Raw genomic sequence first — 25,817 nt, 5'->3', positions numbered from 1 at the left:
GTCGTGATTGACCGTGAGATCGAATCGAATCCAGTGATATCAATAAGAACTACGAAAGAAATATCAAGAATGTGGGCTTGAATTCCCCGTCTCGCCGGCTATCATTCGCAATTGAAGTCGCCCGCTGGAGCCATCCAGCATCCTTTGCAACACGTCGCCCTCGCGACACCTTTTGCGGTCGTGCTTCGTCCCACTGTCTGGACCGCCGCAGGTCATCTGACCGGAAGCTTCCTTTGTGCCCGTCTGGGGAATTGCCATTCCCCGATACGGGCGCTGGCGATTCCCCTTTTTTCGTTCTGGAGAATCGCCATGAATCAGTCAGTCGAACCTCGCAAGTACTTTGATCTTCATCTGCGAGGCCTCGGATATCTGTCGCGCGTGCGCGACGTGACCGCCCGGGGAAATGGCCGCAGCAAGGCCAAACCGTTTCTCGCATGCGCCATCTCCGCGTTTCATGGCGATCCGAACGTCGAGAACGGCGTCGTCTATCTTCCGCTCGACCTGATCGTCTCAGGCGAGAAGGCGAAGGAAGCTGTCCATGCAGTGATGGACGACGCGAACGATCCGGATGTAAAGGTCCTCGTCTCCTTCCGCGCCGGTGACCACTACATCCGAACCTTCGAGCGTACCGGCAATCGCGCGGGCGAAACCGGCGCTGTCCTCAAGGGGCGTCTGCTCAAGCTCTTCTGGATCAAGGTCGACGGCCAGGAAATCTACCGTGACGAAGGCGATGACGATGCTGAAGCAGGCCCCGACGCTTCCGCGGAGACCGTCAACGGGCATGAACTGTCAACGGGCGATCGCGACCAACGCAATACGCCTTCTGCGGAGGAACCGGCCAACGGCCGCGATATCGGAGCCCCCAGTAACGATGCCGCACCGGCTGACCGCACGGCCGACCGCACCGCCGAACGCACCAACGCGCGAAGCAACCGCTATCCGCCGCTGCGCCGTCATGCGAATGGAAGCACCCGTCGCCCGTCCGCCAGCGCAGATTAACCGGCGCCCCTCGGTCCCCGCCTCGTGCGGGGGCTTCTCTCCCTCACCATCGGACTGCCGGCTTTCCAGAGCGACGCTCCTCGAGCCCGCTCCGGAGACCCGGCACCGTCCCGCAGATCGTCAACCGGGCACACGGTGGCCCCACTACGCCGTGCCGTTTGCGCCGGACCGATCGTCCCGGCCCAGACACGCGCCTGGCAGGGGCAAACTGCCAGGCGTTATGCGTCATTCGCCCTCACTGCCGTCGGCGCCGATGAGGACAATGAGGCATAACGTGTTCACTGCCGACCTGCCAGTTGCAGGTCCGTCTGTCGCCGCGTCAGGCGACACCTTCACAGCCCTCTTCCGGTGCCACTGTCTGCACGGCTGTACCGGCGTCGCCATGATGCCGGGTCCGGAATAGCTCGCTTCCCCGCTCTTAAGTCGTTCCTTTGTTCAACCCTCGCGGGGAATACGCTTCCCCGCGAGGGCAGCCATCCTCCGCGCCTTTTCCAGAGGATGTCATGAACGAGACCACTGAAACGCACGGCATCGTGGCCACCCTTGTACCCGAGGACCGTCGGTTGGAAATCCTGCCGCGTTATTTCGGCAAGCACATGATCCGTGCGGAAGTCGCTGTCTACACCGCAATGTCGTCGTTGTGCGCGACGTACCACGGTGGATTCTGGGACTACGTCGAACTCTCCAACGACGCCTTCTACATGGCGCCCCGTCTGGATGGCCCACTGCCCATCACCTGCGATGGCAATGGATACGATGGCGAAATGAGCTGCGACGCCGCCGGCATCGTGGCCACGCTCTTCGCCCTGAACGCCATGGCGTGGACGACAGAAGACGCCAGGTTCACAGAGCTCTATCACAGGCTGCTCGCCTTCGTCCCGTCTCACCCAGAGGCGCGCGAGATCTTTGCGGCAATCGATTGATGGGCTGACGGACTGACGCCCACTCCACCCCTCATGCCTTGCGGAACGCTGCCCGCAGGGCGCGTCTCCGCAACACTCCGGGAGACAACGATGTCAACCTGCACTTCCATCGCCCCTTGTCGCCGTGCCATCAGCGGCTTTGATTCGAGCATGCGTCACGGGTCACTGGCACGCGCGTACTGCTTCCAGCACGTTCCAGCGTCACAGCTTCATGCTGCCGAGCAGCCCGATGATGACGACAACCCATCGCATCAGGCTTTTGAATGCCGCGACGGGCGCACATTGCCGCGCTATACGGCGCAGAGCGTCGATCTTCCCGACGGCCTCTACCTCGGGCTCTTCAACGGACGCGACGATCCGCTTGCGTCCCCGCTCGTTACAGGATTTGATGGCCCGCTGATCGGCCGGCTGCGTTATTGCCACACTGTCGAGGCCCGCGACCTCAAACTCGAATTCCTCGATCCGTTCGAAGGTCTTCGATTCTTCCCCGACATGGAGCGCATCGCCGGACCCGACGGCGAGATGCCCACCGGCAGGATCACGATGCCAATCCAGCTCGTACTGAACGCGGGCGCAATCGTTTTCGACGGTCGGTACTTCGCCGACTGGACAGTGTTCGTCATCAGCTCGGTGCGCCCCGTCATCGGTCGCGACCTTCGCTCGCAACGGCGCGTGTGACCAGAGACTTGTCACCGCATCACCTCATTCTTCCACCTGCACCAGATCAGCGGTGCGTTCCCCGCGGGGCATTAAACTCGCTTTGGGAAAAATGCCTCGACTCACCGTGCGAGGTACACCATGGGTTGGCTTTTTGGTCATGGACAAACGCGTGCGCAACTGATTGCACGCCTCACGCGCAACGCGGAGCACGATGACTGCTCACGCCGCTGCCTGCGACACTGTTGCAGCGGCAATGTGCTCTGGACGGTTTGGGAAATTGAACGCCCCGGCGAGATGCCGTCGCGTTACATCGGCTGCGACCTGCTCGCGTGGGACAAGGGCTGCGGCGGCTGGGGTTACAAGGACCTGTGCGAGGAAATGGAGCCCTTCTATTACTCGTGCCCGCTCGCGTATCTCGAGATGGTCCCGACCGCTTCACCGGCATGGCGCGAAAAGGTCCGAGCGTGGCATGCGGCGCGCTCGCGTGTGTTGAGGCCCGGCGACATGTTGACGCTCAAAGGGCTGTCGATCACCGAGGCTGTCGTCATCAGCCGGCGTCATCGCACGTGGATCATCGAAAGTGGCGGCCGGCTGTTTGGCTTTCCGCCCCGGCTCTTTCATCACATCGTCGAGCAACGAGGCGCCGACGAACCTGTCCGGCAATCCGCTTAGCCAGGCTCGTCAACGCCGCATAGGCGCGTGGCCCAGTCGCCGGGGTCATTTCTGAGGCGCCGCATTCGTGGCAATTCAATCGAGACCCGTTCCTCTCGATCTGTTCGATGCGGATCCGTGCGTCGCCGCTTCACGCGAAAGCTATAGCCGGTTCCGGCGCACTCGCCGGTTACCTGCCCGTCACGTTGTCAGACGGGATCGATCCGTATCTCTTCAACCCAACCGTGGGACGCCATGCCCGCGAGGGTGCGTCCCGCCTCACTTTCTGGAGGCATCGTGATCTCTCTTTCCGGCACGCTCGACGTGCGCACCATCAAGGGCAGCAACGGCCCGTTCCAGGTCGGTGAACTGACCACATCCGTCGGCGAATTCAAGGTCAAGGACAAGGTGCTCGAGCAGTTCGAGCCGGGCGCCTACACCGGGACGTTCCTCATCGACAAGATCTATCCGCACAGCTACGTGTGGTACGGCAAGGTCACCGTCGAAATCCGCGCGAGGCTCGCCGATGCGCAGCTCGACAACGACGAGCCGTTCAGCGAGACGAACCAACCGGCCTCGTCGGCGGAGCCGGATCCGGCCGATGAAGAACGGACAGCCGGTACCACAGCGCTTGCGCGTACCCATGAAACGCCACTGACTTCCCCGCAACCCGCAGGCGAATCTGGCGAGCTGTATCTGCCCGATCTGTTCGGCACCGAACTGGCCGACGCGATGGTAGCGGGCGAGCCGGTCAAGCTCGATCCGACCGTCGATCGCGGCGTGTTCCGTCAGCAGCGCGACCAGCTTCGCGCGTTCGGCTACGCCTTCCAGGCTTCCACCCAGACCTGGCTCAAGACCTGATTCCTTCCACTCTCGTGTGCCCGGCCCTCGGGCCGGCGACACAGCACGCCTCGATGGAGTTCGACATGGCCCTCATCTTTCCTCGTCTCGCCCGAAATTTCATTCGCAATGGGTACTTCCCCACCGATGCGGTCACGCTTGAGCGGATCATTCCCGCGCTCGCGCTGACCGATTCCGACGGCCCCGTGCGGCTGCTCGATCCCTGCTGCGGTGAAGGCGCCGCGCTGCACGACTTGAAACAGGCACTCGCGCAACAGTGCGGGACGCCCGACACAATCCGCACGTTCGGCGTCGAGTATGACCGTGAGCGTGCGTGGCACGCGAAGGACGTGCTGGACACCGCGGCACACACCGACGTCCAGGACATGTTCGTCACGGCACGCAGCATGGGACTGTTGTTCCTGAACCCGCCGTATGGCGATGTCGTATCGGACAAGGCCCAGACTGGCGAGCGTCAGCCCGATCGCCTGGAAAAGCTCTTCTATCTGAAGACGGTCCCGTGGCTCGCGTTTGGTGGCGTGCTCGTGCTGATCGTGCCGTACTACGTGATGGACCGCGAATTCGCCACGATGATTGCCCGCAACTTCGCACAGGTCGAAGTGTTTCTCGCGCCCGATCAGACGTTCAAACAGCTTGTCCTCTTCGGCGTCAAGCGTCGGGCCGATGGCGTCGACACGGCACTGGCCGCACGCCTCGCACGAATCAGCGACGGCGAACTGCCCCCGGAGTTGCCCGAGGACCGGGCAGCAGAGCCGTATCGCATCCCTTCGACGGTGGGCGAATTTGCCTTCGTGTCCACACGGGTCGATGCGCCGCAGCTCGAGCACGAACTGCGGCGCCTGCAGCACGCCACGCTCTGGACGCAGTTCGCCGCGATGTTCTCGTCAAGGGCGGTCAAGCCGCGCCGACCGCTGCGCGACCTTTCTGACTGGCATCTTGCGCTGGCGCTTGCGGCCGGGCAGATCACCGGCGTGGTCACCGGCATTGACGGCACGCGTCTGCTCATCCGCGGCGACACCATCAAGCAGAAAGAACAGGAAGTCCAGATCGAGGAAACGGACAAGGGTGACATCCGCACCACGATCCTGATGCGCGACCGGTTTGTTCCGACCATCGCTGGAATTGACTTCACGCCTGGCCCGAATCTCGGTCGGATTGTTTCGATCCGCTAGTGCGGGTCACGTCTTCAACCCCGCGGGGCTTGACCCGGAGGGCGGGTTCCGCCCAATAAGGAAACCCGAATCATGACTGGTACAAACTCCGCCAACCAGCCACTGCCTGCTTACCTGGTCGGCTATAGCCTCGACCATACGCACCGGGTCGTCGTGGGCATCCGCGCGACTAGTGCCGACGCTGCCTGCGCCATCGCGCGTGCGGCATTCGACGCCGGTACGTTGTGGGATGACGGGCCGCACATGCCGCTGCTCTACGACGACTATGAGGAACTCGATGGACAGATCCTCAGTTTCGATGCAACGGGCGTCACCGCATGGCCGGCCGCCGACGTCTCGGTCCGTGCTGTGCGACTGCACGCAGCCGCACACCCGCTCCTGGCGTTCGCGCGACTCGTCGACGAACGGTTGCCTCGACCAGAAGCGATCGAGACCTGGCATCCCGAAGCCCTGGTGCCAATAACCCTTGCTGTTGGACAGGTACGCGAGCTTCGTGCGCTGCTGGAAACACTGTCCGAATGCTGACCCGCCGCTGTTCTGCACATCCGCGCGCCCTGCCGTCAGGGCGCTTTCCCTGACCGTTCGCGCGAACGTTCCGGAAAAGCGCTTCGCGCTTCGCGCTGCACGCTGCACGTTTTCCCGCTGGTCTGCCGGTAGCAGACCCGTTGTCGCCCGTGACGCGACACCTTCAGCCGTACCCGAACCGCTTCTTTCCGGCGCCTTCGTCTGCGCAGCGGCAGCTCCCTTGCAGGAGCCACGGAATGGTCCTTTAACCCGCCCGGGTCAGCGCCCGGTGGGTGCGCCGGGCATTCACGCTGGAGCACCCCATGCTGTATCCCATCAAGGAACTGCAGGACATCTTCATCGACGCCTGCGTGCGTGCACCCGACGGTGAGCTCGCCCTCGTATCGGTCTTCGGTCGCGATGGCGCCGTTCAGCAGCTGTACGCCTCGCTGCATCTGGGCGTCCAGGAAGGCGGCATCCGTCAGATCACCCTGATTGACCCTGACAGCGCCCAGACGATCGCCGCCGTAGCGATCGGCGATCCGCGGCGGCTGGACAAATACAGCGGTCGTCTGCCGAAGGACAACCTCTTCGGCAACCTCGTGCATACCTGGATCTACGACGAGTCGCTGCTGACACCGTCCAAAACCACCGGCTCGGCATGGCTGCTGGTTGACCGTGAGACACAGGCGTATGACGAGGCGTCGCTGGAAGCCCGCGTGTGGTCGCTGATTGAACAGCTCAGTCCGATACCGCTGCTGCCGCACTGGCACTCGCTGGTCCTCGCCGAACTCGGTAACCGACTGGTCAGCAGGCTCGACGAGACGCCCTCTGCACCCGTCGGACGCCTCGACGCATTCCGGATCGTGCTTCCTGACTCGTTCACTGAAGCGATTTCCGGCTTCGTCCGCAGCGGTGCGCTTGCAATCGACTAACGCGGCTAACTGAGCTGGCCGCCTCTGAAGTCATGAGCGGCCTTCCTTCAATTTCTCTCATCCAGCGGGACCCGCATCCCGTCCCGGGGGCACGTGGCCCGCATCTTCTGGAGACGCATCATGGAAGATCTGCAATCCGCCGTCGTCGACGGCGATGCCGCACGCGGCGACATCGCAGCTGACGACAATGCCGGCGACGTGATCGCCCTGCCGGACTTCATCTCGAACTTTGGCGCCGGCCTGCTCGACGCCGTCCGCCAACAAAACCCGTCGATCTATGATGGACAGCGTTCTTCACGATGGGACGCACTGCTCGACGAACTGATGCGACAACCGTTCCCGGCGCAACGGGAAGTGATTCATGCGATCACGACACTGTTGACGCAACACGCACCGGGCGGTGTCATCAATGCCGAAATGGGTACTGGCAAGACGCTGATGGGCATCGGTGTGGCTGTCCTGCTCCATCATTGCGGCTTCCCGCGCACCCTGGTCATCGCGCCGCCGCACCTCGTGTATAAGTGGCGACGTGAGATCAAACGCACGGTGTCCGATGCCCGCGTCTGGATCCTCAATGGCCCGGACACTCTGCGCAAGCTTCTCCAGCTCCGTGTCATGCGTTCGCGGCCAACGGTACCTGAGTTTTTTATACTCGGCCGCGTGCGTATGCGCATGGGCTTCGACTGGAAACCTGCCTTCGCGCGCCGCGTCGCAACGCTCGATATGGAGACGGACGCCATCACGCGCGTGTTTGCATGCTGCCCTGCCTGTGGCGAATTCGTGTGCGACGAAGATGGCAACCCGCTGACACCGACCCAGGCTCGGCCCGCGCTCAACGAGAAGCGTCGCGCGTGCAGTTGCGGCGAACGACTGTGGACGCTGGCACCGAAAGGCCAGGGCACGCGGTCGATGCGCGAGCTCGTGAAGGGAGCGCTGCTACAGATGCCTACCGTCGGCGAAAAAACCGCCGAACGCCTGCTTTCCCGGTTTGGCGAATCGATGCTCGCGGACATGCTGCAGGATAACCTGTACGAGTTCATTAACCTGATGGACGACAGCGGCGAACTCGTGTTCTCGGATCGGCAGGCGAAGCGCATGGAACGCGCGCTCGCCCACACGGAAATCTCGTTCGGACAAGGCGGTTACCAGGCCTCAGAGTTCGTTAAGCGGTATCTGCCACAAGGCTACTTTGGTCTGCTGATCGCCGACGAAGGCCACGAATACAAGAACGAAAACTCCGCCCAGGGCCAGGCAATGGGCGTACTCGCCCGGAAGGCATCGAAAACGTTGCTGCTCACGGGCACGTTGATGGGCGGCTACGCCGACGACCTGTATCACCTGCTTTATCGCCTTAATCCGGCCATGCTGATCGAGGACGGGTTCAACTACAACAGCAACGGCTCGATGGCGGCCGCAACAATGGCGTTCATGCGCGAGCACGGCGTGCTCATCGATATCCACAAGCAGGTCGACGAAGGCTCGCACCGGACTGCGAAAGGTGATCGCAAGAGCGTTTCCACGGTGAAGGGTCCAGGCTTCGGCCCGAAGGGCATCATGCGGTACGTCGTGCCGTATACGGCCTTCCTCAAGCTCTCGCAGATCGGCCAGAACGTCCTGCCTCCCTACGACGAATCCCTGCTGCCGGTCGCACTGACTGAAGAAATGGCCGCAGCCTATCGCATGCTCGAATCGACATTGACATCGGAATTGCGCGCGGCGTTACGCTGCGGCGACAAGAGTCTGCTCGGCGTGGTGCTCAATGCGCTGCTCGCGTGGCCGGAATGCTGCTTCCGTCCTGAAGTCGTGCGTCACCCTCGCACGAAGCGGATCCTCGCTAGCGTGCCTGCATTGCTGCGCGACGATCAACCCGGTCCCAAGGAAGAGGAGCTGCTGCGACTCGTTTGCGGCGAACTGCTGAACCGCCGGCGTACGCTGGTCTATACGACCTACACGGGAACGCGCGATACGTCGGTACGACTGAAGAACCTTTTCGATGCGGTCGGCGTCAGGGCATCGGTACTTCGCGCAAGTGTCCCTGCCGAGAAACGTGAGGACTGGGTCGCCGATCAACTGGAGCGTGGCGCCGACGTCATCATCACGAACCCCGAGCTGGTCAAAACCGGCCTCGATCTGCTCGAGTTCCCGACCATCGCCTTTCTCCAGTCCGGCTACAACGTCTATACGCTGCAGCAGGCCGCACGCCGCAGCTGGCGTATCGGGCAAACGCTCGACGTCAGGGTACGTTTTCTTGGTTATGAGGGGACCGCGCAGATGCGGTGTCTGAAGCTCATGGCACAGAAGATCGCCGTCTCGCAGTCCACCTCCGGCGACATGCCCGAGTCGGGTCTCGACATCCTCAATCAGGGCGGAGAGAGCATCGAAGTTGCGCTCGCGCGGCAACTCGTGAGCCAGGAATAGCCGGAACCGCATCTCCCAACCATCCCCTCATGGAGGAACTCATCATGATCCACTTCGTCGCAGCGGATCTGTGCCCCGTGATCTGCGAAGCCCGCACACGGCAATGTCGAATCGTGCTGGTCAAGGATCACGGCGTCTACATGCTCCCGGAGAAAGGCGAAATGAAAAACGGCCGACGCAGCATCATCGCGTGGGCCGTTGAATGCAATCCCGATACGGCGCCATTCGACGACTGGTGGGAGCGCGCCCGGACAGAGTTCGGTGGCGATGATTTCGCCGAACGGCTTGATCCCAACGATGCGGTCTTTGACCGCGTAATCGACGAAGGCTTCGATCTCCGGATCGGGGCCGACGCCGGTTACCTCTACATCGACGCGGTCGCGCCGCAGTCCTGAAAGTCTCCCTGCTTTTCCCTACCATTCAACACGATGCGCCTGATCCCTTCCGGGACCGGGCGCCTTTTGTATCGACGGTAGCGCGCGAGCGAAACCTGTCCTATCCTCGGCGGTGCAGCGCGCGCATCACAGGGGAAAGACCGGCCGGCATCGACCGTTCCATTGACCACTGCCTCCCTGTGAACCCCATGTTTTCGCTGCCGCCACTTCTTCCGCCCGCGCGCGCAACTGTCAAGCCACTTCCATATACGCTCGCATGCGTGGCATCGGTCGCCAGCGGTGCGCTCGTAGCGCTGGCCACATGGTACCCGGGGCACTGGCAGATACTCCTGCTGCTCCTGCCGGCCGTGTGGTCGCGCGTGCGTGGACACACCTCGGCATTCGCAATTTGGGTCGGCTATTACCTCGCCGGCGCACGCGACATTCCCGTCGTGTGCATGCGCTTCTTTTCCGGCCATGGAGAGCTGACGCGACCTGAAGCACTCGCGCTCGGCATCGCGTTCTGGATTGCGCAGGCATGCGTACTGGCGACACCGTGGGCCATACTCAAGCCCGAATCGAATTCAAGCGCCGCGCGCCACGCCATGTGCGCCACCATCGCGACGGTGCTCGTGACCGTACCGCCACTCGGGATCATTGGGTGGTTATCGCCGGCATATGTCGCCAGCGCCCTGTTTCCCGGCTGGAAGGCGCCAGGTCTGGTGCTCGGCATGACCGCCACCGCGTGCGCGGCCGCCGTCTCACGCGCCCGCTTCGCCCGACGGGTGGCAACGCTGCTTGTGATCCTATCCCTCCTCGCGCGCAGCGTGGCGAGCGCGCCAGTCGTACCGTCCCGGTGGACAGCACTCGACACACGCCTCGGCCGGCTCGATCAGTCCAGCTATGCGTCGCTCTATGCCCGGACCCAACAGGTCCAGGCCATCGCACAGCGTGCGTTCAGCGAAGGCGCCACTGTTGTGGTCCTTCCGGAGGAAATCGTGGGGCTGTGGCGCCCGGCGATGGGCTACTGGTGGCGTGACGACATCCAGGCATTCGCCGCAGCGAAGCGAACTTTGATCGTCGGCATGGACCTAACCGCGTCCCGCGCGCCGTTCCGGTACACCGACAGCGCGGTCATCGTCGGCCCGGACCACGGCCGCCTGGACAGTCGCCAGCCGGTGCCGGCGGCGCTGTGGCGCCCAGGTGCGGCCGTCAGCGCGATCCGCGGCAATCCCACCCAGCCATACGTCGCGGTCGCAGGTAAAAGCGTGGCCTTCTCGGTCTGCTATGAAGACCTGCTGTGGTGGCCGCACTGGCGCATCCTGCTGCAATCGCCCGATGTGATCGTCAGCCTGTCCAACAGCTGGTTCGATTCCGACCTCGCGCTCGCACACATCCAGCACCAGGGTATCGCAGCAATCGCCCGCCTGTCCGGCGTGCCATTGCTGCGCGCGGTGAACCGGTAACTGCGGTCCTCGCGCGCAGGCGTTGGGAATCCATCATGTTCCCGCACCGCGTTGACCTGATGCCGAACGCGGACGTACCCCTCTGTGCAAGTCGACACGGCTGCTGTGTCGATTTGGCTTCGTTTGGTTTGCCCTTGCAATCATGCGCACACGGCATCGTTGCTAACAAGAAAATCGTCCGGGGTCACAATCGCGATCCGGAAAAAAAGTCTCCCTTGTATTGGCAACGAAGCGCAAGTCTGTCTTATGCAAGGCGCCACCGAAGATGGTCACGAGCGGCTGGTTATCAATGCGCAGAACTGTGTGCATTGCAAGACATGCGACTTCAAGGTTCCGACTCAGGACATTGTCTGGGTGCAGCCGGAGGGAGGCGGCGGCGTAACTACACGGATATGTAGCAGCGTGTGTGTCCTATAACCGGTGACCTCCGTTGCATTCCCGACCATGCGGTGGATGGTTGGCTCGACTATGCTCAACCGCCGCTAAAATAATAAGCACACGAGGCAATCAGCATGGCCAGGCCGATCACCTCGGAAACCACCGCCGCGCGCGGCGGTGACAGGAAAAGCCGCAACGAACAGCGCGCAGCCAGGCAACTTGACAATGCGATCGCGATTGCAGCCATCGCCACGAAAGCACCTCTTGCAATCTCTTGCATCTGGATTTTTTCACCCGCCCGAGTACATGGTAAGACTCCATAGTGCCACCCATCCGAGTGTTTCTGTCACATCTCTCGCGCCTGAGCTTCATCTTATGGGCGATTAACAGATTTGCTTATGCAAACGTAGGCCTCCGCGGTGAAGCGCAGACTGGGCACATCAATCTCACAAGGGGCATGCGTCCGTGAACAAGTACGATGTGGTTGTGATAGGCGCGGGTGTGATCGGGACGTCTGTTGCCTTTCACCTGTCAAAGCTCGGTGCAAAGCGTGTGCTGGTGCTTGATCGGGCGACGGTCGGCGCCGGCACAACGGCTCAGTCGTCCGGGATCCTGCGTACGCACTATTCGGTAAAAGAAAACGTCGAACTGGCGCGCAAGTCCTGGTCGGTGTTCAACGACTTCACCAATTATCTCGGAGATGACGAAGCGTCGTGCGGCCTCGTCAAATGCGGCTACATGATCGTCGCAGCCGACGATGACAAGCTCGAACCACTGCGTGCATCGCTCGATCAACAGAAGCAGCAGGGCATTCCGCTCGAACTGCTCGACGCGCGCCAGGCACAAGAACTGATGCCGATCGCCACCTTCGACGATGCTGCGCTCATCGGCTACGAGCCAGAAGCCGGTTTCGCCGACGCCTATCTCACGGCGACCGGCTTTGCGCGCGCCGCGCGTCGCGGCGGCGTAACAATCCGCGAAAACGTCGCCGTCAACGAGTTGCTCATCGAAAATGGAAAGGTGGTCGGCGTATCGACCAGCGCCGGAGATTTCGCGGCCGGCACCGTCATCAGCACGCAAAACATCTGGACGCCGGAACTCGCCGGCTGGACCGGCAAGACGCTGCCGATTGCCCCCGAGCGTCACGCGGTACTTGCGCTCGAATGTGCGGAAGCGCCCTACACATTCACGATGCCCGTGTTTAAGGATCTCGCGTCGGAAGGCATGCTCTATTACCGCAGCTACGGCGGCAATCAGATGCTGGTCAGCGAAGGCGTGGTCGGAGAAAAACTGAACACTGCCGACACCGAACAGGGCGACATTCCGATGGACTACATCGTCGACGTCGGCGCGCAGGTCGCGGAGCGGTTCCCCGCCTACGAGACTGCGGGCATTGCGTCGTCGTGGACGGGTGTGTACGACGTGACGCCGGACTGGAATCCGGTGCTCGGTCCGCTGCCGGGCATCGAAGGTCTGGTGGTCGGCTACGGCTTCTCGGGCCACGGCTTCAAGCTCTCGCCGACGGTCGGCAAGATCCTCGCGCAATGCGCGCTCGGTTTGCAGACGGATGTATCGCTCAAACCGTATTCGATCGAACGCTTCACAACCGGCAAGCTCCTGACCGGCAAGTATGGGCTCGGCGCCGTCTCCTGACGTGAAGACAGCCGCCGGCCTTGCGATCCGGGCGCTCACGTCGTTCGCATTGCAACCTTGGCGCAACGGCGGCGGCATCATGCGGATGCTCGCGGAAGACGTCGACGGCGGCTGGCGCATCAGCCTCGCGGACGTCGAACGCGACGGTCCATACTCGCGGTTCGCCGGCATGACGCGCGTGTCGCTCGTGATGCAAGGTGCAGGCGTCACGCTAGACGAAGGCACGACGCGCGTCGAACTGCAACCCGGTCGCCCATCCGAATACGACGGGGGCACCACCTGGCAGGCCACGTTGCGCGACGGCCCTGTCATCAAGCTCAACGCGATGGCCGCGCGCGGGCGCTACCGCGCGCACATCACGCCGCTGTACGAAGCGGCGTATGTGCAGGCCGGCTGCTTTGTGCTTATTGTAACGCTGTGCGGCAGTTGCATCGTTAGCGCGACAGACAGCGGAGCCGCCATTGTGCTCGACGCTGCGCACATCGCGACGCGACTCGCCGACGGCCCTGCGCTCGATATTGCGCCGTCGCGCGACGAAGACGACGGCGAAGTCTCAACCGAAGCACCAACACATGCCCCCGCGCCATACGGCGCGCTTGTCATCATTGAACCCGTGTCACGCGGCTGGCACGCCGCGCACGCCGACTCTCTCCCCAGCAAAGGAAAGCATGCATGAAGGTCATGGCAGCAGTGAAACGTGTTGTCGACTACAACGTGAAGGTTCGCGTGATGGCGGACCAGACGGGCGTCGATATCGGCAACGTGAAGATGTCGATGAATCCGTTCGACGAGATCGCCATCGAAGCGGCGACGCGCCTGAAGGAAGCCGGCCACGCTAGCGACGTCATCGCAGTAACGTGCGGCCCGACGCAGAGCGCGGAAACGCTGCGCACGGCGCTCGCCATCGGCGCGGACCGCGCGCTGCACATTCAGACAGACGTTGAGCTGCAACCGCTTGCAGTCGCGAAGCTGCTGAAGGCGGCGGTCGAACGCGAGCAGCCGCAACTGGTCATTCTTGGCAAGCAGGCCATCGACGACGACGCCGGACAGACAGGCCAATTGCTCGCCGCGCTGCTCGACTGGCCGCAGGCCACGTTTGCGAGCGCCATTGAGATTCAGGGCAACACGGCAACCGTCACGCGTGAAGTGGACGGCGGCTTCGAAGTGATTGAGCTCGACCTGCCGGCTATCGTGACAACCGATCTTCGTCTGAACGAACCGCGTTACGTGACGCTGCCCAGCATCATGAAGGCGAAGAAAAAGCCGCTAGATATCCTCACACCGGCCGAACTCGGGGTCGATCCGGCGCCGCGCCTGAAGACGCTGAAAGTCGTCGAGCCGGCAGCGCGCAAGGCCGGCGTGCGCGTGCCTGACGTCGCCACGCTGATTGACAAACTCAGAAACGAAGCGAAGGTAATCTGAATGACCACTCTCGTCATTGCCGACCATGAAGCCTCTGTGCTCAAGCTCGCCACGCTGCACACGGTGAACGCTGCGCGCCAGTTGAATGACTGTGTGCACGTGCTCGTCGTCGGGCACGATGTAGGCGCCGTCGCGAAAGTAGCCGCCGCGATACAAGGCGTCGACAAGGTGATCCTGATTGACGCGCCGCAGCTCGCCGACGGTCTCGCCGAGGACGTCGCCACGCAGGTGCTGATGCTCGCGCCGTCGTACACGCACGTGCTGTTCTGCGCGACCGCCTCCGGCAAGAACGTCGCACCGCGTGTCGCCGCGAAACTCGACGCCTCGCAAATTTCCGATGTTACCGCGATTCATTCGGCCGATACCTTCGATCGCCCGATCTACGCGGGCAACGCGATCGCCACGGTGCAATGCGACGACCCGATCAAGGTCGCGACGATTCGCACGACTGCATTCGATGCTGCGCCCTCGGATGGGGGCGGCGCGCCGATCGAAACGCACGACGCCAGCGAAGGCACGCGCCGCGCACGCTTCGTTCGTCGCGAGCTCGCAAAAAGCGAGCGGCCAGAACTGACGTCGGCAACCATCGTCGTGTCGGGCGGTCGCGGCATGGGCAGCGCAGACAACTTCGCGCTACTCGATCCGCTGGCGCAGAAGCTCGGCGCGGCAGTAGGTGCATCGCGCGCCGCGGTGGATTCAGGCTTCGCGCCAAACGACTGGCAGGTCGGACAGACCGGCAAGATTGTCGCACCGCAACTCTACATCGCGGTCGGCATTTCCGGCGCGATCCAACATCTCGCCGGGATGAAGGACTCAAAGGTGATCGTCGCCATCAATAAAGATACGGAAGCGCCGATTTTTAGTGTTGCCGACTACGGCCTAGTGGATGACCTTTTTACCGTCTTGCCAGAACTAACGAGCCGGATTTGACGGAGAGTGTTTGCAGGACGACCCTCCTGGCGCAATCTCAGGAGGCGTCCCTGTTCCCCGATAATCATATATCTATGGTTCCCGAAGCGTGGGCTTTCAGGACCACCGTTCCCGTGCCACGCCAGCTCGGCGCACCGCATTCACATGAACCGTAAAAGTGCGATGCGATCGTCGTCGCGTGCGGTAATGACCAGCAGCACGCCCTCTATAACGCGCTTCACGGCATCCGGTACGCCCGTTCCCGCCCGGTACGACGTATGACCGGATAGCCGAACGCGACAAGCACGCTCGGAAATGCCCCTCGCGACCAGATGGTCCGCGCCCCGACCGAGACCACGCCGCCTAACTCGAGCCACTGCATGCGCTTGAGCCGTGAGTGTTACTATAAGCGCCCGACTGACGTCATCACGCGAAGCAGAAAAAAAAGCGTTACCCGTTTGACGATACTTACGCGCAACGATGTCCACATGAAATCCCACCGCCACAAGCACAACATGCGTCGCTCCCGCAAACAGCGCAAGTGCAGAGCGCAAGTCGCGAGTCTTCGCACCGCGAACTCGCTCTACCTCGATGAACAGTCGTTTATCAACGTCTCAGCGATCAATCTCCACCAGCCTGGAGCCAAGGGTGTTGAGCATGTTTGCGAGAATCGAAGCCAAACCCTCCGGGCCGTCCTCGGTGACGACTGCTGGTCGCAGACTTGAATCGAACGTACAGCCTCTTCGCCATCGTGCGCCGATCTCAACCTCGATAACGTGCACTCCCTTCCCCGGACTGCCGTATCTCTGCGCAGCGACGCCACCGGCGTCGCCAGGATTCAGTACCCACGAGTACCCACCTCGCTCGACGTTGGCCGTTAGTGCCTCGACCAGGCGGATGTCGGCGGATCGGCCTAAGTGCGTCGAAAATGCGAAATCTGCGAGGTAATCTCGCTTGGCAGGATAATGCAACCATTGTCTCGCATGAGTGACAAATACGAGCACGCGGGTATGCATGGAATGCAGACGGCAAAGCTCCTGAGTGACGGCGTCGTGGAAAGGTCGCCAGTATTGTGCGACCCTTGCGTGCACCGCCCGTTCGTATCCGACGTCGTCATCATAGAGCGCTTCACCATCGGCTGTGTGGGACGGGCAGACTCTCAGCCGATTGAAATGCGGCGTAAGATCCGGATCGTCCGCATCAACATTCAGATCGATTACGCATGGATGATACGGTCCGCCAATCAAGGACGCGTTGAGGGTTCGTGCCACTGTCCGGACGATTTCGCCAGCCGGGTCTGCAATGTCCCCCTGCATCGCCTCCCGACCTCGCGGACGGATGAAATCTTGCGGGATCTGCCTACCGGCATGGGGCGTCAGGACGAGCAGCGGTGAAATACCGCGTTCGACGATTACGCGACCGGGATGAGACACGGGGCGCCCCTACGACGATCGTCGCGCAAGCGCCGCTCTTTTGCGAAGTGCGCCGACGAGCCACATCATGACCAATGAGAGCAATATCCAGAGCGTCGCCGCGGCCAGAATCGCGGGACTGATTTGCTCGCGAAGGCCGGACCACATCTGCCTGGGCAATGTGAAGTACTGCGGACTTGGCAACAGAAACAGCGCGAAAACAACCTCATCGAAAGAGGTGATGAAGGCCAGGACTGCGCCCGCCGTTACGCCCGGCATGATGAGTGGTAGTGTGACCTTGCGAAAAACCATCCACGGTGGCGCCCCCATGATCGCGCCCGCTCTTTCAAACGATCGATCCAGGCCGCTGACAGAAGCAAGGACGGTGACTACGACGAATGGAATCCCGAGCGCAGTATGCGCGGCAATCAGCCCCCAGAGATTATCGACCAGGCCAACTTTTGCGAAAACGAAATAGGTTCCGGCGCCTGTAACGATTGTCGGCACCACCATCGGTGCAAGAATAAAGCTCATCATGAGCGATCTGCCAGGCAGAAGGCGCTGCCTTAAACCTAACGCTGCCGCGGTCCCGATTGACGCCGCGAGAATGGTGGTCGCGACGCCGACGATGAGGCTATTCCTCACCGAAAGCAACCAGCGAGGGTTGCTAAAGAATGAGTCATACCAACGAAGGGACCACGCATCGGTATGCAAGTGCAACATTGCCCGTGTGAATGTGAAATAGGGCTCGGCGTTGAAGGACAAAGGAATGATTACCAGGATCGGCGCGACAAGAAAAAGGAAGATTGTCGTGCAGATCAATACAAAAAGAACATTCCATCCTTTCTCGACGGGCGAGCGAAACGGCTGGGTATGAATGTTCATGCTTACCCCATCCTCAGGTTTTCAGCACCAACCAGACGGTTGTAGACGAAATAAAGGGCCAGCACGACAACCAGTAGCACGATGCTCAGTGCAGCCGCGAGACCCCAGTTGAGCGAGGTCTGAATATTGAAGGCGATCATATTGGAGATCATCTGTCCCGACTGTCCACCGACAAGAGCCGGTGTTATGTAGTACCCAAGGGCCAAAATCAACACCAGCAGCGCGCCGGCCCCGACGCCTGGGAGCGTGATAGGGAAATAGACCTTCCAGAAGGCACTAAACCGTCCGGCACCGAGCGATTGCGCGGCCCGCATATAACTGGGAGGTACCGCGACCATCACGCTGTAAAGCGGAAGTATGAAGAACGGCAACAAGATGTGTGTCATCGCAATCAAGGTGCCGGTAAGGTTGTAGATCAGCATTACGCGATTGTTCTCATTTACCACGCCAGCGAGCACGAGAAGATCGTTCACAACGCCTTGGGACTGCAGCAGCACCATCCATGCGGTAACCCGAACCAGCATGGATGTCCAGAATGGAACCAGCACCAGGATCATCAGTCTGTTCGCGGTTGCCTTCGAGCTCGTTGCCATCAGGTAAGCGATCGGATAGCCCATTACACCGCAAAAAACCGTTACGGCGACAGCCACCCCAAAAGTCTTTAAATATAACGACCGGTAAATCCGCTCATCCTGCGGTTGGGAGGCAATACTTCCTTTTTCATCGCGGCGGAAGTCCAACGCCGATAGATAGTTGTCGAATGTGAATGCGCGGGTGGCACGCGCCAGCATGGGCATTATTTCGGGTTCACCCCAGGTCGGGTCGACATTTGCGAACCACTGGGCGGTAGGCGCATCGTCAGTAGCCGCTGCGCGCCGAGCAGTACGTTCTACGACGGATCGCAGCCCTGGGTGCTCAGCGTTCAGTCGGCTCGCGACAATGCCCAGCTTGCCCTGATCTCTGGCCGAAACGAGATCGCGGGCCAGGCTCTGCCAGACCTGGTTCCCCGTTGTCACCTTCGAACCACCATCGAGCGTACGAGCTGTATTTGGCAGAAGATCACGCAATGTCGGATCATAGATACTGACCTGAAACATCTTGGCGATTGGCACGAGGAAGGTCAGCATGAGGAACAGAATCACGGGCGCGACCAGCAACAACGACTTGCGCGTCTCGCGCCGCCGTGCTTTTTGAACGCGCGTTTTCAATGCGGCGCCCCACTGTTCCTGAAATGAAGCGTCCTGGCTGTGCGTCTCGGCCATAGTCATCGGGCTCATCGCTATCCTCCTATTGCCAGTAGTGCACGGCTATCAGCCGAGCGCCAGCCGATAGGCAACGTCTGCCCGGCCTGAAGGGAACCCAGACTCGACGTATTCGCCAGTTTCACGATGATTTCGTTGCCGCTGGGGATACGGCATGTCAGGCGAACGTGATCGCCGAAATACGTCGACTCAACAATCTGGGAACTCACCTGGTTCTCAAAAGATCCGTCCTGTCCAGCAAGTGACACCCTTTCCGGCCTTAACACCAGGGTGATATGCGTACCCGACGCAAGTGGCTTGGTGGCCACCGCTTCAAATCGGCAAGCGCCGTGCGTGATCTTTGCGCGATAACCCCCGCTTTCTGATATATAACAGTCGTCCACAACCCCTTCCAGAAGGTTGTTGTCGCCGACGAACCGCGACACAAACTCGGTGTTCGGCGATTCGTAAATCTCAGTGGGCGGCCCGATCTGTTCGATCACTCCATTGTTGAAAATGGCGACCCGATCGGACATCGCCAAAGCTTCGTCCTGATCGTGGGTCACATACACGACGGTAACGCCCAGCATCTTGTGCAGGTGCTTGATTTCAGTCTGCATGTGCTCGCGAAGCTGTTTGTCCAACGCGCCAAGCGGCTCGTCCATCAGGACAAGAGTTGGCTCGAATACAAGCGCTCGAGCCAGCGCAATGCGCTGCTGCTGTCCCCCTGAAAGCTGCGCGGGCCGGCGCGACGCATAATCCTGCATTTTGACCATCTCCAACGCCCGTGCCACGCGCTCGGCGATCTCGCTCCTTCGCATCTTCCTTGCGGCCAACGGAAACGCCACGTTGTCCGCAATCGACATGTGAGGAAAAAGGGCATAGTTCTGGAACACCATGCCGATGCCCCGCTTATGTGGTGGCGTGTTTGTCAGATTCACGCCACCGATGCTAATCGTCCCCGCAGTGGGTGCCTCGAAGCCTGCAAGCATCATCAGCGTCGTCGTTTTTCCAGAGCCTGACGGACCCAGCAACGTGAGAAACTCGCCACGTTTGACTGAGAGCGAGAGTGATTTGACGACGTGCGTATTGCCGTCGTAGCTCTTCTCGACCTGGGAGAAAACAACGTGGTCACTATCGGCTCGTTCAGCACCCTGTTCTCGCTGGTGGAAGACGTTTAGCATGTTCATAACGTTCCTCTTAGTGGGCTATCCACGCAGCCCAACGGCGATTGATTTCGTCCTGCTCGTCGTTCCAGAACGCCGTGTCACTGGCGAGACCAACCTTCAGATTCGCAGGCGATGTCGGCAGATTCTCTCGCAGCGATGCGTCCACCAATGGCAATGCGGAACGACGCGCGGGGGCATAGCTGATGTATTTTGTCTGCGCAGCAAGCTGAGGCGCCGAAGTGGCAAAGCGAATAAAATCGAGCGCAGGCGCTTTATTCTTGCTGGCCTTCGATACAGCAAACACGTCACCGTTGATAATCTGGCCTTGCCAGAGAATACCGAAAGGCTTCTTGTCCTTGGTGATGGCGTCTGTGAATCTGCCATTGCCGCCTTCTGTCATCACGACCTCTCCATCGGCGAGAAGCTGGACGGACTGTGCCTGCGCCCCCCAGAAGATCGCGTTCGCCTTGATCGTGTCGAGTTTCTTGAACGCACGCTCGAGGCCGGCCGGCGTGCGCAGGGTTGCATAAACCTTGTCTCGCGGTACGCCATCAGCCATGAGCGCCCACTCGAGGTTTCCGTTCGGTTTGTTGCTTAGCCCGCGCTTGCCCGGGAACCGCTTCAGATCAAAGAAGTCGGCAATTGTTGTAGGCTGCGCCCCGGTGAATTTGCGCTTGTCATACGCAATCACGTTCGACCAGAGGATCGTGCCGACGCCGCAATCCATCAAAGAACCCTGCACGAAGTCGGAAGATGCGGGCTTGCCATCCTGACCGTTTGGAAGCGAACCCGGCTTGATCGGCTCGATCAAGCCTTCATCGCAGGCGCGAGCTGCATCCTGGAATTCAAGATCGATCACGTCCCACGCACCGGAGCCCGCCTGCACCTGCGAACGAAGCTCTGCCAGCCCGCCGTTGTAGTCAGCGGGAAGGACTTTGGTCCCGGTTTTTGCGGCGTACGGCTCAAAGAAGGCCTTCGACTGGCTTGCGGTATATGCCCCACCGAACGAGGCGACGACCAGTTGTTGGGCACTGGCAGACGTAACAGGAAGAATCGCGCTCAGCAACACGAAGAGACAGGTCCGAGCGTGCTTCGATGTTTTGCGGATTTGCATACTAACCCCTTTACATTGCGTTGAAGTGAAATTCGCTACAGAGCTGCCACGTTTACCTTCGCGCCAGTTCCTGTTCAAGATGCCGTGCAAGTTCAAGAATCGCGACGTCCTTGCCTGGTGCGCCGATGAGTTGCACACTGACTGGCAATCCCTTGTCATCGGTGCCGGCAGGCAGTGCGACGGCCGGTGCGCCGACCAGATTGAAGAAGGACGTAAAAAGCGTCAGCGCGTTACCGATCGGGAGAAGTTGATCGCCGACCGGTATTCGGGTACTGCCTGTCTCGGGGGCGACGACCGGACATGTGGGAGTCAGAATGACATCAATGGTCTCGAAATGTCGCGTGAACGACGCCCGGTACGCGCTCAGCAGCCGTTGGCATTGCACATAGCTTTCGGCGGATAACTGCTGACCGAGGACAAAGCCGCTGCGGACATCGGGCCCATATTGCTCACCTGACGACGCGATCAATGGCGAGTGATACGCCAAAGCTTCGGCCAGTTGAATGGTGAGAGATACGGTCCGGGATTCAGCATGTTCCGGCAGGTCAATCTCGTGGAAAGTAGCGCCGGACGCCCTTAGAATGGCAACGACCAGTTCATATCCGGCTCGAACGCCAGGTTCCAGAAGAGAGGTCCAGCCTCTTGGAATCCCGATACGAAGGGAATGCAGCGAGCCATTAGTACGGAAGACCTGCAGATCCGTCAGCGAGTCGATCACCACGGAAACGTCATCCGCATTCCCGGCGATGATGCCCACATGGTCAAGCGTCCAGCAGAACGGAATGACGCCAGTGGAGTCCAACAGTCCGAACGTCGGTTTGAAGCCGGTTACTCCGCACAGCGCTGCCGGTACACGCACTGATCCCCCTGTATCAGTGCCCAACGCAAAGGGAACAATCCCGGCTGCAACAGCAGCAGCCGAGCCGCCACTGGAGCCCCCTGCCAGGCGCCGTTGGTCCCACGGGTTCACTGTCGTGCCGGTGAACTGATTCTCCCCTGTCGCGCCATATGCGAACTCGTGCATGTTCGCCTTGCCAACGAGGACGGCTCCCGCTTCCGCCAGCTTCCGAACGACAACGGCATCTTCTTGCGGATAGTGTTCAGCCAATACCTTGCTTCCCGCCGTAGTCCGGATCCCTTCCGTTTTGAATACGTCTTTCGCCACGTACGGGATACCGTCGAGTATTCCCCGCCGTCTACCAACTTGCCGGCGCTCATCGGCCGACCTTGCCTGAGCGCGAGCGCAGTCACTGGTCACCGTGATCAGGCTCTTGAGCAGCCCATTGGTCGCTTCCGCGAGCGCGAGGCTGTGATCAACAACCTCAAGGGCTGCGACATCCCCACGCGAAAGCGCCTTTGAAATGCCTCTCAGGGTGTTGCCGTTCACTGGCTTCATGGCTGACACTCCACGATCCAGAACGGGGCCTGGTCAGCTAGATCTTTCGCCCGGATTGCTGACAGCCGCTCTACCAGGCTGGACAGATCCGAGACGACGCCAAAACGTGGGTTGACCAGCTCTTCGAGATCTTTCTCGCTCCAACGACTGTCGAAGAACTCGCGATTCACCGCGATCAGCGTTCCGAGGGTAACCGGATCGTCCATGGCGCTCACACCACTGTCAGTTTGCGCGGATAATCGGTCAGATATTCAAATCCATCTGACGTCACGATGATCGAGTCTCCTACTCGCCCCCCAAACTCTCCTTCGATCGTGATGCCACCGTCGACCGCGAAAGTCATACCCGCTTCCAGGGTCCGCTGCTCGCCGCGCTTGAGCTCCGGTGTCTCAAGGAACGAGTAGCCGATCGAGCGCCCGGTCCGATATCCCGGGGCAAATCCCGCGTCCCGATAGACCTCTTCAGCGGCAGCATTGACATCTTCACAGCGCACACCTGGCTTGATCTGCGCGAGAGCGGCTTGCTGCGCTGCAACGGCGGCCTCATAAACCCGAGCTTGCTCGTCAGTCACCGATCCGACGAAAAACTCGCGGTCGAAGCCGAGCTTGTAGTTCTTGAAGTTGGCGATGCCACAGAAGCACAGATAGACCGGGTCGCCGCGCTTCAGTGTGCGAACCGAGGATCGACGGTGCACAAGACAGACATCGCGTCCGGACTGGAGGATTTGAAGGTTGTAGATCGTCGGCGAAACGAATCTATCCTTGTGTTCATCGAGGAACGAAGCAGCTTTTCGGGTGCCTCCGGCAATCACTGCCAGTGCAATCTCGTACTCCGGTACGCCCTCCCGGATGACTTCCTTTGCCGCCTCGACCATCGCGACAGCCACCTGCCCGGCTTGCCGCATGACCGCGATTTCGCTTTCAGACTTGATCGTCCTCAGATCAAAGATGATCTGCCCCACATCGGTCAGGCTGCCTGCCTCAACGGGAAGTGCACCCGAAACGAGCGGCGGCATTTTCGCGCGCTCAATCCCCACACGCTTTGCCTTCGAAGCCTGCAGCACCTCTCGCAGCGGCTTTCGCCATTCATCATCAATACCATCGGCCCAGGGACGGATATCTTTGACCCAGGTCATCAGCCCGCACATCTCGGATTCCATCAACGGCGTGATCAGGACCGGCTCATGATCCTGAGAAATCACCATCAGCGTAGGGCGGCCGAACTCAACGCCCAGATAGTTCCAGAAGCCCCCGAAGTAGGCCACTGAGTCTGGGTCGCTAATCAACGCCACATCGATATTGGCGCGACGCAGCGCGTCACGCAGTTTGCCCACCCGGCCTGCATATTGGTCCACATGTCCTCCGTTGTTAGCTGTATGCAGCAAGTACACAGCTCGACTCTAGGAGCACCAATTTGGCATGTCAAGTGGTATGTTTGCTTAGGCAAATCGAGGTTTCACGGACTGGAAAAATCGGATGATAGCGCTGTTTATTGCGCTTATTCAGTTACTTACAACCACACCATAGTCTCCTAACTCTCTGTGCACACCTATAACGACCGGCTGATGTCATCACGCAGAGTTTCTCCTTTTTCAGTAAATCGTGCTAACCTGTGTACAGGTTGCGGACAGCTACTGATCCTGGCTATCATTGGGCAGATTTCAGCACCAGCGCAGTCATAAACTGGGTGGCGCCGACTATCGCATCCACACTTGTGAAGGATTTTTCAATGGCACGCGTGGTCAAACTTAAGGGACAAGCGCTGCGGCCCACCTCGAAAGCGCCGGCAGTTCGCGGCCAGACGCCGGACATCTATCGGACGTTGCGCGATCGCATCTGTAGCCTCCACTATCCGCCTGGCACATTGCTGGGAGAGACCGTGCTTGCAGAAGAATTCGAGGTTAGCCGTACTCCTATTCGTCAGGTCCTGCAGCGGCTCGAGTATGAAGGTCTGGTTGAAACAAAAAACGGCGTCGGCACGATCGTGAGCGGTGTTGATTTTCGGGAGTACCGTGACACCTACAATTTCCGGTTGAGGCTGAGCGAGATGCTGGGTGACTTTTGTTCGCCCACCGATGCCCCGCAGGCGCTTGAGCGCATCGAGCGACTGGTTCCGCGCGCTGCCGCGCTATCGAACACCTCTCGCAACTTCGACGAGTTCTGGGCAATCCTTCACGAGCTACATTTCGCGATCAATGAACTGATCAGAAACAGGGAACTGCGACAGACGCATGACCGGTGCTATTTTCAGGCATCACGTGTCTGGTACAACTTTGTTAGCGATCTTTGGGAAGAAGAAGTCGAGTATTTAAACCATGAGCTGGAAGAGTGCTGCCGGGCGCTCCGGGCGGCAGATATGCGCGCCTTGGGCCTGGTGCAACGCAACTACATCTCCTTCGGATTGGCTCGCATCGCACGATTCATAACTGGCTAGTCGCTCACGGCCCCGACTGCACCAGCAGGTTGACCATTTCCATACTCACGCGTTTTTTCACAGATAGGACTCCATATCATGACTGAGACGACTGGATTTGAAGCCAGGCTTGATGGTGGTCGCCATGACCGCGCAAAGACCGGATTTGTGCTGCTCGCGACCGAGCAGACGATTGAAGACGACATGTTCACCTTGCTTCCGAAGGGGGTAGGCATCCATTTCACAAGGGTCCCCAATCCGGATAGCATCACGAGGGAGTCCCTCGACAACATCGCGTCCAGCCTTGCTGATGCGGCGGCTCGAATCCTTCCTGACGGCAGTCTCGACGTCATCTGCTACGGTTGCACCTCCGGCAGCCTGGTCGTCGGCGAAAAGAAAGTTTTCGCCGAACTGACCCGTGGCGCCCCGAATGCGAAGACCACAAGCATGATCACAGCGGTGATCCGCGGGCTTCGAGCCGTCGGTGCCAAACGGATCGTTATCGGTACGCCTTACCTAGACGAGATCAACGTAATGGAAAAGTCCTATCTGGAAAACGAGGGCTTTGAAGTATTGGCAATCCATGGCCTCCAGTTGGAGAAAGACAGCGATATGGTGCGCGTCACGCCTGATAGTATCGTGCAAATGGCGCTCTTTCTGGACCGGCCAGACGCCGACGCGATCTTCATCAGCTGCGGAGCACTCAGGTCGATCGAAGTCATCGAGGAGATTGAACAGCGAACCGGAAAGCCAGTCATTACCAGCAATCAGGCAGTCGCCTGGGACGTCATGAGGCTTGCTGGGTTGCCGGACCGTATCAACGGGTATGGTCGGCTTCTTTCATTGTACTGAGTACTTGCCGA

The 25,817-nt window shown here is 60.4% G+C and carries 26 protein-coding genes and 1 pseudogene; 18 read left to right on the top strand and 9 right to left on the bottom strand.

Going from position 1 to position 25,817, the window contains the following annotated elements; all coding sequences use genetic code 11:
* Positions 1-144 precede the first annotated feature (144 nt).
* The 12 genes and pseudogenes from AABE10_RS11730 to AABE10_RS11675 form a co-directional block, all read left to right on the top strand.
* The gene (locus tag AABE10_RS11730) at positions 145-999 is read left to right on the top strand and encodes a DUF3577 domain-containing protein (protein ID WP_342933412.1); all 855 of its coding nucleotides are present in this window, start codon (positions 145-147) and stop codon (positions 997-999) included.
* Between the two features lie 503 nt (positions 1,000-1,502).
* A complete protein-coding gene (locus tag AABE10_RS11725) occupies positions 1,503-1,922 on the top strand; it encodes an antirestriction protein (protein ID WP_342933411.1) in 420 nt (139 codons plus the stop codon).
* A gap of 33 nt (positions 1,923-1,955) precedes the next feature.
* Positions 1,956-2,600, top strand: coding sequence for a hypothetical protein (locus AABE10_RS11720; protein ID WP_342933410.1), 645 nt, complete (start codon positions 1,956-1,958; stop codon positions 2,598-2,600).
* A 237-nt stretch (positions 2,601-2,837) separates the two neighbouring features.
* On the top strand, positions 2,838-3,254 hold the full coding sequence (locus AABE10_RS11715; RefSeq protein ID WP_342933409.1) for a hypothetical protein: 417 nt from the start codon (positions 2,838-2,840) through the stop codon (positions 3,252-3,254).
* A gap of 276 nt (positions 3,255-3,530) precedes the next feature.
* Positions 3,531-4,094: a DUF3275 family protein gene (locus AABE10_RS11710; protein WP_342933408.1), complete on the top strand. Its 564-nt coding sequence runs from the start codon at positions 3,531-3,533 to the stop codon at positions 4,092-4,094.
* A gap of 53 nt (positions 4,095-4,147) precedes the next feature.
* Positions 4,148-5,266 carry a DUF6094 domain-containing protein gene (locus tag AABE10_RS11705; RefSeq protein ID WP_342933407.1) on the top strand — a complete coding sequence of 373 codons (1,119 nt, stop codon included), beginning with the start codon at positions 4,148-4,150 and terminating at the stop codon, positions 5,264-5,266.
* A gap of 72 nt (positions 5,267-5,338) precedes the next feature.
* Positions 5,339-5,791 carry a hypothetical protein gene (locus tag AABE10_RS11700; protein ID WP_342933406.1) on the top strand — a complete coding sequence of 151 codons (453 nt, stop codon included), beginning with the start codon at positions 5,339-5,341 and terminating at the stop codon, positions 5,789-5,791.
* 302 nt (positions 5,792-6,093) lie between these two features.
* Positions 6,094-6,705, top strand: coding sequence for a hypothetical protein (locus tag AABE10_RS11695; protein ID WP_342933405.1), 612 nt, complete (start codon positions 6,094-6,096; stop codon positions 6,703-6,705).
* A 120-nt stretch (positions 6,706-6,825) separates the two neighbouring features.
* Entirely contained in the window at positions 6,826-9,123 is a 2,298-nt protein-coding gene (locus tag AABE10_RS11690) for a DEAD/DEAH box helicase (protein WP_342933847.1), read from the top strand.
* 44 nt (positions 9,124-9,167) lie between these two features.
* Positions 9,168-9,518 carry a DUF3085 domain-containing protein gene (locus tag AABE10_RS11685; RefSeq protein ID WP_342933846.1) on the top strand — a complete coding sequence of 117 codons (351 nt, stop codon included), beginning with the start codon at positions 9,168-9,170 and terminating at the stop codon, positions 9,516-9,518.
* 188 nt (positions 9,519-9,706) lie between these two features.
* Complete coding sequence (locus tag AABE10_RS11680; protein WP_428983299.1) at positions 9,707-10,963, top strand: conjugal transfer protein TraB; 1,257 nt, start codon at positions 9,707-9,709, stop codon at positions 10,961-10,963.
* 258 nt (positions 10,964-11,221) lie between these two features.
* Positions 11,222-11,380: pseudogene (locus AABE10_RS11675) on the top strand (4Fe-4S dicluster domain-containing protein); the annotation flags it as partial.
* A 55-nt stretch (positions 11,381-11,435) separates the two neighbouring features.
* Here the strand turns inward: AABE10_RS11675 and AABE10_RS11670 are convergent.
* Positions 11,436-11,621, bottom strand: a complete 186-nt coding sequence (locus AABE10_RS11670) for a hypothetical protein (RefSeq protein ID WP_342933403.1) — start codon at positions 11,619-11,621, stop codon at positions 11,436-11,438.
* A 185-nt stretch (positions 11,622-11,806) separates the two neighbouring features.
* Between AABE10_RS11670 and AABE10_RS11665 the strand changes: the two genes are divergently transcribed.
* The 4 genes from AABE10_RS11665 to AABE10_RS11650 are packed head-to-tail and all read left to right on the top strand — an operon-like array spanning position 11,807 to position 15,346.
* Positions 11,807-12,994, top strand: coding sequence for an FAD-binding oxidoreductase (locus AABE10_RS11665; RefSeq protein WP_342933402.1), 1,188 nt, complete (start codon positions 11,807-11,809; stop codon positions 12,992-12,994).
* A gap of 1 nt (position 12,995) precedes the next feature.
* Positions 12,996-13,670: a HutD/Ves family protein gene (locus tag AABE10_RS11660; RefSeq protein WP_342933401.1), complete on the top strand. Its 675-nt coding sequence runs from the start codon at positions 12,996-12,998 to the stop codon at positions 13,668-13,670.
* Positions 13,667-14,416, top strand: coding sequence for an electron transfer flavoprotein subunit beta/FixA family protein (locus tag AABE10_RS11655; protein WP_342933400.1), 750 nt, complete (start codon positions 13,667-13,669; stop codon positions 14,414-14,416). The genes AABE10_RS11660 and AABE10_RS11655 overlap by 4 nt, the downstream gene beginning before the upstream one ends.
* Entirely contained in the window at positions 14,417-15,346 is a 930-nt protein-coding gene (locus AABE10_RS11650; RefSeq protein ID WP_342933399.1) for an electron transfer flavoprotein subunit alpha/FixB family protein, read from the top strand.
* A 593-nt stretch (positions 15,347-15,939) separates the two neighbouring features.
* Here AABE10_RS11650 and AABE10_RS11645 read toward each other — a convergent pair.
* The 8 genes from AABE10_RS11645 to AABE10_RS11610 are packed head-to-tail and all read right to left on the bottom strand — an operon-like array spanning position 15,940 to position 23,896.
* A complete protein-coding gene (locus AABE10_RS11645; RefSeq protein WP_342933398.1) occupies positions 15,940-16,758 on the bottom strand; it encodes an N-formylglutamate amidohydrolase in 819 nt (272 codons plus the stop codon).
* A 9-nt stretch (positions 16,759-16,767) separates the two neighbouring features.
* Positions 16,768-17,622, bottom strand: coding sequence for an ABC transporter permease (locus AABE10_RS11640; RefSeq protein ID WP_342933397.1), 855 nt, complete (start codon positions 17,620-17,622; stop codon positions 16,768-16,770).
* A gap of 2 nt (positions 17,623-17,624) precedes the next feature.
* A complete protein-coding gene (locus AABE10_RS11635; protein WP_342933396.1) occupies positions 17,625-18,899 on the bottom strand; it encodes an ABC transporter permease in 1,275 nt (424 codons plus the stop codon).
* A 2-nt stretch (positions 18,900-18,901) separates the two neighbouring features.
* Positions 18,902-20,053: an ABC transporter ATP-binding protein gene (locus AABE10_RS11630; protein WP_342933395.1), complete on the bottom strand. Its 1,152-nt coding sequence runs from the start codon at positions 20,051-20,053 to the stop codon at positions 18,902-18,904.
* A gap of 10 nt (positions 20,054-20,063) precedes the next feature.
* Entirely contained in the window at positions 20,064-21,146 is a 1,083-nt protein-coding gene (locus AABE10_RS11625) for an ABC transporter substrate-binding protein (RefSeq protein WP_342933394.1), read from the bottom strand.
* A gap of 52 nt (positions 21,147-21,198) precedes the next feature.
* Positions 21,199-22,542: an amidase gene (locus AABE10_RS11620; RefSeq protein ID WP_342933393.1), complete on the bottom strand. Its 1,344-nt coding sequence runs from the start codon at positions 22,540-22,542 to the stop codon at positions 21,199-21,201.
* On the bottom strand, positions 22,539-22,748 hold the full coding sequence (locus AABE10_RS11615; protein WP_342933392.1) for a hypothetical protein: 210 nt from the start codon (positions 22,746-22,748) through the stop codon (positions 22,539-22,541). The genes AABE10_RS11620 and AABE10_RS11615 overlap by 4 nt, the downstream gene beginning before the upstream one ends.
* Before the next feature lie 5 nt (positions 22,749-22,753).
* Positions 22,754-23,896, bottom strand: coding sequence for a Xaa-Pro peptidase family protein (locus AABE10_RS11610; protein WP_342933391.1), 1,143 nt, complete (start codon positions 23,894-23,896; stop codon positions 22,754-22,756).
* A gap of 374 nt (positions 23,897-24,270) precedes the next feature.
* On the opposite strand from AABE10_RS11610, the gene AABE10_RS11605 reads away from it, so the two are divergent.
* Entirely contained in the window at positions 24,271-24,975 is a 705-nt protein-coding gene (locus tag AABE10_RS11605) for a GntR family transcriptional regulator (RefSeq protein ID WP_015004797.1), read from the top strand.
* A 78-nt stretch (positions 24,976-25,053) separates the two neighbouring features.
* Positions 25,054-25,806 carry an arylmalonate decarboxylase gene (locus AABE10_RS11600; protein ID WP_342933390.1) on the top strand — a complete coding sequence of 251 codons (753 nt, stop codon included), beginning with the start codon at positions 25,054-25,056 and terminating at the stop codon, positions 25,804-25,806.
* Positions 25,807-25,817: the final 11 nt, after the last annotated feature.

Source organism: Paraburkholderia diazotrophica (genome assembly GCF_038900755.1).
Taxonomy (GTDB): domain Bacteria; phylum Pseudomonadota; class Gammaproteobacteria; order Burkholderiales; family Burkholderiaceae; genus Paraburkholderia; species Paraburkholderia diazotrophica_A.
This window is presented reverse-complemented; position numbering and strand designations above follow the sequence as displayed.